At 68.6% G+C, this 7970-nt stretch carries 9 protein-coding genes; 4 read left to right on the top strand and 5 right to left on the bottom strand.

Annotated features, from left to right (window positions below):
* On the bottom strand, window positions 1-1583 hold a 1583-nt coding region (gene kdpA / locus Ahu01nite_RS49400; protein ID WP_203843729.1), incomplete at its 3' end, for a potassium-transporting ATPase subunit KdpA.
* On the bottom strand, window positions 1583-1672 hold the full coding sequence (gene kdpF, locus Ahu01nite_RS49395) for a K(+)-transporting ATPase subunit F (RefSeq protein WP_041840852.1): 90 nt from the start codon (window positions 1670-1672) through the stop codon (window positions 1583-1585). The genes kdpF and kdpA, both read right to left, overlap by 1 nt.
* A gap of 307 nt (window positions 1673-1979) precedes the next feature.
* Here kdpF and Ahu01nite_RS49390 point away from each other — a divergent pair, with 307 nt between their 5' ends.
* A complete protein-coding gene (locus Ahu01nite_RS49390; protein WP_203843728.1) occupies window positions 1980-2267 on the top strand; it encodes a hypothetical protein in 288 nt (95 codons plus the stop codon).
* A gap of 54 nt (window positions 2268-2321) precedes the next feature.
* Here the strand turns inward: Ahu01nite_RS49390 and Ahu01nite_RS49385 are convergent, their stop codons facing one another.
* Entirely contained in the window at window positions 2322-3623 is a 1302-nt protein-coding gene (locus Ahu01nite_RS49385; protein ID WP_203843727.1) for a diaminopimelate decarboxylase family protein, read from the bottom strand.
* Between the two features lie 235 nt (window positions 3624-3858).
* Between Ahu01nite_RS49385 and Ahu01nite_RS49380 the strand changes: the two genes are divergently transcribed.
* Complete coding sequence (locus Ahu01nite_RS49380; RefSeq protein ID WP_203843726.1) at window positions 3859-5805, top strand: APC family permease; 1947 nt, start codon at window positions 3859-3861, stop codon at window positions 5803-5805.
* A gap of 139 nt (window positions 5806-5944) precedes the next feature.
* On the opposite strand, the gene Ahu01nite_RS49375 is transcribed toward Ahu01nite_RS49380, so the two are convergent.
* Window positions 5945-6349 (bottom strand): DUF4345 domain-containing protein, encoded by a 405-nt coding sequence (locus Ahu01nite_RS49375; RefSeq protein ID WP_203843725.1) that lies wholly within the window; start codon window positions 6347-6349, stop codon window positions 5945-5947.
* A gap of 855 nt (window positions 6350-7204) precedes the next feature.
* Here Ahu01nite_RS49375 and Ahu01nite_RS49370 point away from each other — a divergent pair.
* Together Ahu01nite_RS49370 and Ahu01nite_RS51975 are read left to right on the top strand one after the other, a co-directional pair.
* On the top strand, window positions 7205-7711 hold the full coding sequence (locus Ahu01nite_RS49370) for a VOC family protein (RefSeq protein ID WP_203843724.1): 507 nt from the start codon (window positions 7205-7207) through the stop codon (window positions 7709-7711).
* Window positions 7645-7809, top strand: a complete 165-nt coding sequence (locus tag Ahu01nite_RS51975) for a VOC family protein (protein ID WP_203843723.1) — start codon at window positions 7645-7647, stop codon at window positions 7807-7809. Before Ahu01nite_RS49370 ends, Ahu01nite_RS51975 begins: the two co-directional genes overlap by 67 nt.
* Here the strand turns inward: Ahu01nite_RS51975 and Ahu01nite_RS49360 are convergent.
* Complete coding sequence (locus Ahu01nite_RS49360) at window positions 7773-7946, bottom strand: hypothetical protein (RefSeq protein ID WP_203843722.1); 174 nt, start codon at window positions 7944-7946, stop codon at window positions 7773-7775. The genes Ahu01nite_RS51975 and Ahu01nite_RS49360 overlap by 37 nt on opposite strands.
* Window positions 7947-7970 lie beyond the last annotated feature (24 nt).

The following is a 7970-nucleotide window of genomic DNA, read 5'->3' as shown; positions in this document are numbered from 1 at the left end:
ACGATCGTGACGCCGACGACCATCCCGACGAACAGGGGCTGGTGGGTGGGCAGGGTGCCCTCGGACTCGGGGGTGACCTTCTGCCGTGCCAGTGAACCGGCGAGCGCCAGCACGAGGACGATCGGCAGGAACCGGCCGAGGAGCATGGCCAGGCCCAGTGCCGTGTCCCACCACGGCGTGTTCACGGTGATGCCGCCGAAGGCCGAGCCGTTGTTGTTGCCTGCGCTCGTGAAGGCGTACAGAACCTCGGAGAGACCGTGTGGTCCCACGTTGAGCGCCGTGCTGTTGTTGCCCGTCGCGAAAGCGGCGGCCGTGCCGGCCAGCACGATCGTCGGTGTGACCAGGAAGTAGAGCGACGCTAGCTTCATCTCCCGCGCGCCGATCTTCTTGCCCAGGTACTCCGGGGTGCGCCCGACCATCAGCCCGGCCACGAACACCGTGATGACCGCGAGGATGAGCAGCCCGTAGAGGCCGGAGCCGACACCACCGGGGGCGACCTCGCCGAGCATCATGTTGACGATCGGCATCATCCCGCCGAACGGCGTGAACGAGTCGTGGAACGAGTTCACCGCACCGGTCGAGGTGAGCGTCGTCGCCGCGGCGAACGTGGCCGAGTCGGGTACACCGAAGCGGACCTCCTTGCCCTCCATCGCCGCGCCGACAGCCTGCGGCACCGTGCCACCGCCGTGCACCTCGAACCCCACGGTCAGCGCCACGCTGGCGATCGCGAGGATGCCCATCACCGCGACGATCGCGTAGCCCTGGCGGTTCTGCCCGACCATGCGGCCGAAGACCCGCGGCATGCTGAACGGGATCAGGAAGATCAGGAAGATCTGCAGCCAGTTCGTCCACGTCGTGGGGTTCTCGAACGGGTGCGCGGAGTTGGTGTTGTAGAAGCCGCCGCCATTGGTGCCGAGTTCCTTGATGGCTTCCTGCGACGCGACCGGGCCGCCGGTGATGTGCTGTGTCGCGCCGGTCAGGGTGGTGACGTCGGTGCCGCCGGACAGGTTCTGCACCATGCCGGCGATCATGAAGACGAGCGCGGCGAGGATGCTGATCGGCAGCAGGATCCGCAGCGTGATCCGGGTCAGGTCGACCCAGAAGTTGCCCAGCGTGCCGCCCTTGCGGGCCGCGAAGCCCCGGATCAGCGCCACGGCGACGGCGATGCCGACACCGGCGGAGACGAAGTTCTGCACCGCGAGCCCGGCCATCTGCACCAGGTGACCCATGGTCGACTCACCGGAGTACGCCTGCCAGTTGGTGTTGGTCACGAAGCTGACCGCCGTGTTCCAGGCGATGTGGTCGGTGACCGCGGGCATGCCCAGCGACAGCCACAGCTTGTCCTGCACGCGCAGGAACAGGTAGAGGAACAGCACCGAGACGGCGGAGAAGGCCAGGACGCTGCGGGCGTACACACCCCAGGTCTGCTCCGCGGCCGGGTTGACGCCGACCAGGCGGTAGACACCGCGCTCGACGCGCGAGGACTTGATGCCGGTGACGACGCGGTACATGTAGTCGCCGAACGGCCGGTACACCACGACCAGGGCGAGGACCAGGGAGATGACGAAGATCCAGCCGGCCATCAGAACTTCTCCGGGAAGAGCAGGGCGGCGACCATGAAGGCGCCGAGCAGGACGGCCACGATCAGGCCGATGAGGTTGACGGCGCTCACCAGCGTTCGACCGCCCGGATCAGCACGGTCAGCGCTGCGAACAGCACCACCGTGAGAAGGACGAACAAGACGTCGGCCACGGAAGGCTCCTTGACGAGGGGTGTTGTGCTTACGTCCAGAAGGAAAGCGCGGCTCAGGCCCGCTGTCTGCGATGTTCACGCGATGACTACACGCACCCGCGTCTTCTTGACGCGTTCTTAACGCCGCACGAGACCGCCGTCACCACCGCGTCAACAAACTCACCGCCGGTGCACCAAGCGCGTTAACACCCCATGCCGGGTGGGTGCTGAGGGCGTATATCCAAGTCATGACGATGCACACCGAGGTGACGACCGAGGACGTCCGGCACGAGGCCGTCGTCTGCATACGGCTCAAGACCACCGTTGCGGGCAGCCACCTGCTCGATCACCTGCGCGCCCAGCCGTTCGTGGTGTCCGCCTGGTGGATAGCCGCCGACATCGACGCCGTGGTGCTGCTGTCCGCGCCCACCATGCGTGAACTGCACCGTGCCGTCGACGACCTCAGCCTGCTCGGCGGCGCCGAAGATGCCGAGGCTCACATGGTGCTGCGCAAGATGAGCCTGGCGACCCCTTGAACACGGCGAGGGGGCTGCCCGGTTCGGGCAGCCCCCTCGCGTTCCTGGGGATCGTCAGCCGGCACGCAGCAGCAGGTCCTCGACCGTCTCCCGACGGACCAGGGTGCGGACCAGCCCCTCGCCGACGCCGAGCACCGCGGGCCGCCCGACGAGCGGGTCCCGGCAGTGGTGGTAGGCGCCGGTGCCCGCGACCGCGAGCAGGTCACCGATGCCGATGTCGTCGGGGAGTTCCAGCGACGAGATCACCATCGTGCGCTCCCCCTCGCTCCCCCCGACGAGCACAGCCGGACGCATCGGAGCCTGCGAGACGCGGCCGATCAGCTGCGCGGAATGCCGCCCCGCACACTGCTCACCCGTCGCGCAGTCAGGCAGGTCACCGTCGAGCGACACCTCCAGATGCCCGCCCATACCCTCGGCCGACACCGCGGTGACCCGGTGCAGCGTCAGACCGGCCCGGGTAACGATCGCCCGGCCCGGGGAGACCGTCAACCGCGGTGGCTCGATCCCGTAACGCTCGGCCGAGAGCCGCAGCATCGCCTGGATCCGCGACGCGAAAGCGGTGAGCGCGAAGCCGCTGTCACGTTTGGCGTACGCGACCGCATGACCACCACCGAGGTTGAGAGCCGGCACACCGACGCGGAACCGGGCGCCCAGGACCGCGCAGAACGCGACCGCCTCGCGCAGGGCCGCCTCGAACGCCTGGAACCGGCTGAGCTGATGCCCGAGCGAGCAGTCCAGCCCGGCCAGGACCAGGTTCGGGCTGGCCAGCACCGTGCGAACGACGTCCACGGCACCGCTGGAGCCGAGCCGGAACCCGTACCGGCAGCGGCCCCGGGCGCCGCCAGCGGGCACTACCCGGACCAGGACCCGCTGGCCGATCGGCGCCCGCGCGACGACCGCCTCGGCCTCCGCGGCAGTGCCGAACACCACCGTCGCGCCGCAGGCGTACGCCGCCTCGAGATCGGCGACGGACTTGGTGGTGCCGCACAGCACGATGGCCGCGGGCCGGAACCCGGCCAGCAGCGCGGTCCGCAGCTCGCCCGCCGAGCTCACGTAGCACCCGAGGCCCTGATCGGAGATCCACCGCCCCGCCGCGACGGTCAGGCCCGCCTTCGCGCTGTACGCCACCGCGCCCGGCCCGAACGCGGTCACGTACTCGGCACACCGCGCCCGCACATCGGCCTCCGACAGCACATGCACCGGCGTGCCGTACGTCGCGGCCAGTGCGGTCATCCGCACCCCACCCACCAGCAGATCGCCGTGGGCTCCCCACGCCGTGGTGAGCGGCCAGACATCACCGTCGAGATGCGGGCGCAACGAGGTCCGCAGGGAGGGCAGCAGTTCGGCGAGCGTCATGACGCCCACCCGGTTACCAGGGGGTCGTAGTCCATGTCTCGACCGTGCACCCGCCCGGCCGGGCTCGGAACGGCTGGATACGCGTCTTTGACACCACCCGGCCGGTTGTTGACGCGGCGGATACGCGTCACCGCGCGAATCTATACGCGGTCTTAACGCCGCGCGGCCGGTGCTCGCCGCGCCCGGATGCAACGATCGCACGCGACATGTCCTGGACACGTATGGAAGGGTTTTCATGGCCGTGACGGAAAAGCACGCCGCACCGCTACGGCAGTGGCTGCTGTCCGGCCTCAGCGACCGCTCCCCGCAGCATCAGGGACCGCACGCCGAGCCCGAGCAGCAGGAGAAGAAGCACTCCTGGTGGCGCGTCATGTGCCTGACCGGCGTCGACTACTTCTCCACCCTCGGCTATCAGCCCGGCATCGCCGCGCTCGCCGCCGGCGTGCTGTCACCGATCGCCACCCTGATCCTCGTGCTGGTGACGCTGCTGGGCGCGCTGCCCGTCTACCGGCGGGTGGCGGCGGACAGCCCGAACGGCGAAGGCTCCATAGCCATGCTCGTCAACCTGCTCTCCTTCTGGAAGGGCAAACTGTTCGTCCTGGCCCTGCTCGGCTTCGCCGCCACCGACTTCATCATCACCATCACCCTGTCGGCCGCCGACGCCACCGCGCACGTCAACGAGAACCCGTTCTGGCCCGACAGCCTGCACGGGCACCGGGTCATCGTCACCCTCGTCTTCGTCGCCCTGCTCGGCGCCGTGTTCCTCAAGGGATTCACCGAGGCGATCGGCATCGCCGTCGGCCTGGTCGGGATCTACCTCGCCCTCAACGTCGCCGTGGTCGGCGACGGCCTGTACCGGGTCATCACCCATCCGAGCCAGGTCACCGACTGGACCACCGCGCTGACCGCTCAGCACAGCAATCCGCTGATCATGGTAGGCATCGCCTTGCTGGTCTTCCCGAAACTCGCCCTCGGCCTGTCCGGCTTCGAGACCGGCGTCGCCGTCATGCCGCACATCAAAGGCGCACCGGGCGACACCGCACAGAACCCGGCCGGCCGGATCCGTGGCGCCAAAAGACTGCTCACCACGTCGGCGGGCATCATGAGCGTCTTCCTGATCACCAGCAGTGTCGTGACGACGGTGCTGATCCCCCATCAGGAGTTCGAGGCCGGCGGCCAGGCCAACGGACGGGCTCTGGCGTACCTCGCGCACGAGAACCTGGGCAGCGTCTTCGGCACGGTCTACGACCTGTCGACCATCGCGATCCTGTGGTTCGCCGGCGCGTCGGCCATGGCGGGGCTGCTCAACCTCGTACCCCGCTACCTGCCGAAATTCGGGATGGCGCCGGACTGGGCCCGGGCCGTACGCCCCCTGGTCCTGGTCTTCACCGCCACCGCCTTCCTGATCACAGTGGTCTTCGACGCGGACGTCGACGCCCAGGGCGGCGCGTACGCCACCGGAGTCCTCGTCCTGATCACGTCGGCCGCCGTGGCCGTGACCCTGTCCGCCCACCGGCGCCGGCAGCCAAAACGCGCGTGGGCGTTCGGCGCCATCTCGGCGATCTTCGCCTACACCACCGTCGCGAACGTCATCGAACGCCCCGACGGCGTCAAGATCGCCGCCTGCTTCATCGCCGGGATCCTTATCATCTCGCTGCTCTCCCGCCTGTTCCGCGCCTTCGAACTGCGCGTGACCAGCATCGAACTCGACGACACAGCGACCTCGTTCCTGCGCGACATCGGCAAACGCAGGATCCGGCTGATCGCCAACGAACCGGACAGCCGCGACGCGCGGGAATACAGCGCGAAGATCGCCCAGATCCTCGCCGACAACGACATGGCCGACGACAAGGACGTCATCTTCGTCGAGATCACCGTCACCGACGCGTCGGACTTCGAAACCGAGCTGAGCGTGCATGGCGCGCTGCTGCACCACCGCTACCGGGTGCTGTCCATGGAGAGTTCCTCGGTCCCCAGCGCCATCGCCGCCCTGCTCCTGCACATCCGCGACACGACCCACCGGTCTCCGCACATCTACTTCGAGTGGACCGAGGGCAACCCGGCGCTCAACTTCATCCGCTACCTGATCTTCGGGCAGGGCGAGGTCGCCCCGGTCACGCGCGAAATGCTGCGCCAGGCCGAACCCGACCGCGGACGCCGCCCACACATCCACGTCGGCTGACTCACACCAGCGTCAAGACGGCGTCAACGAGGAGCCATGCACTGATCGACCCGTCAGCGGTGTCTGTCGCAGGCCTGGACCGACGACTGCGAACGCTGTCGCGCCGCGACGATGGACGAGACCTACGGGCTGTCGAACCTCAGCTATGGCCCGCAGGCGCCGGGGCATGCAAGGGGTATGCCTTCGTGTGCCAGGCGACAAGGGCCGGAATCACGAGGAGCTCGACGCCCAAGGCAGCAGTGAAGACGGGGCTGGGCCAGCCCACCGCCACCACCGAGACGGCGCGGGCCACCCCGCCCGCCACCATGGCCACCAGCAGGGATCGGGTAATCAACGCCCTTGGGACCGGCCTGCGCAGCGACCACCAGAGGGCAACCCCCACGCAGATCCATACACCGTTGAGGAAACGGTATTCGCTGTCGAAATAGTGGCTCGATGCGTTCCCGCTCGGATCCAACGTCACGCCACCGATCACACCCAGCAGGCCGGTGCCGACAGGTATCAGGCCGAGCAGGGCCAGCAGGAGCCGGAGAAGACGTGTCATCCTCGCATGATCACAGATTCTGGAGCCCGCCGGCGACCGGCCACCACAGACCAGACGCAGCGACTGCCGGCCCACCACCCACCTACCAAGAACCCCGCTGCCCGATAACCGTCTCGGAGACGGTCGATGCACAGTAGGTGATCAGTAGGTCCGGGCGATGTCCGCGCGGCGGTTGCGGGCCGGCCGGCTGCTGTCTTGTTGCTGGCGTTCGGGTTGCCTTCGCCCTTGGTGATCTCGTACCCGCGGATGCCCCGCCCGCCCGCGAGAGTGGCGAAGGTGTTGCGGGCAAGGCGTTGGCGCCGTGAACCGGCTGAGCACCAGCATGGACCTGCCGCTCGCCCGCAGCGTCGACCCGTTCGCCGGGACCGTGGTGACCGCGACCGAGACGGGGCAGCTGCCCGAGGCCGGCCAGGCTCGCGCGCCAGACTCCTCGGCTAGGCACCGCTACTGGATGGCCGGCAGAATGCTCAGCGCTACCCGAGGCGTCGCTGCGTCAGCCGGATCAGCACACCCCGTCAGCATCGTCGTCCACCTATGCCGTCCTGCGAGCGCGCCCGGGAAGGACCGGTAGCGGCTGAGGCGCCTGCCGCGCCATCGGGTGAAGTCCATACAGGAACCGGTGGCCAGCGTGGCCATGTCGAGGGACAACGTCCCGCCGAGGTCAGTGACCGTGCGCGTCACTGCCGATCGCCCGCCGCGACGGTCTCTGCCGCGGTGAAGGCGTCTGCCCCATCCAGGCGAGTTCGCTGGAGATACCGGGGGGTGACCTGGGAGATACCGGGGGGTGACACTGTCCACGGCGACGTCGGTCGTGAAGCACGGAGGAGGAGGTTCACTCGATCGAGGAAGATCGACGTGTTTCCGTCGGTAGCGCACGCGGTATACGCCTGCATGCTCTCCGATGTGGTGGTTCGCGCCACGCAACCGACGGCGCTGTTCAACGGCCTGGAACTAGACGTCATCGATCACAAGCGGCAGGCCGAATTCTGGCGTACGGCGCTGGGCGGCGTCGTCAAGTCCGACGGCGACCAGTCCTGGCGGATCCACCCCGGGCCGGGCAGACCCGCTCGAGAGATCTTGCGCCTTCAGCCCGTCGCCGCACTGCCATCCGATGACGCCCGCGTGCACGTCGACGTGCGACTGCCCGGCGCCGGCCCGGACCACTTCCTGGATCGAGGGGCCCGGCTGGTCCGCCGACCGGGAGACGATCCGTGGTATGTACTGGCCGACCCGGAATTCCCCTGGGGCTACCTGGTCTTCGACCCGGTGCCCGGATCTCCCGCGGGCCCAACCGCATGCGCTGGCACGTCGACCTACGCGATCGCCATCCGGAGGCACTCCTCGCGCTCGGCGCCACCGTGATCACCCGTCCGCACCACGACCTCCGCTCGTGGACATTGGCCGACCCCGAGGGCAACACGTTTCACGCCCGTACCGCCTTGCAGCGTCTCAGTCCCTGATCAGTGGCCATGCCGCCGGTGACCAGCTGGCCGGCGACGACCGGCACCCGCGGCCCGAACCGGTTGGTGATCAGCCCGCTGGTGAAGTTGCCGGTGTCATCATCACCCACCTCGGCGTACACGGGTCCCACAAGCACCGATAGTCCGCTCCCCCACTGACC

The organism is Winogradskya humida (assembly GCF_016862215.1).
GTDB classification, from domain to species: Bacteria; Actinomycetota; Actinomycetes; order Mycobacteriales; family Micromonosporaceae; genus Actinoplanes; species Actinoplanes humidus.
This window is presented reverse-complemented; position numbering and strand designations above follow the sequence as displayed.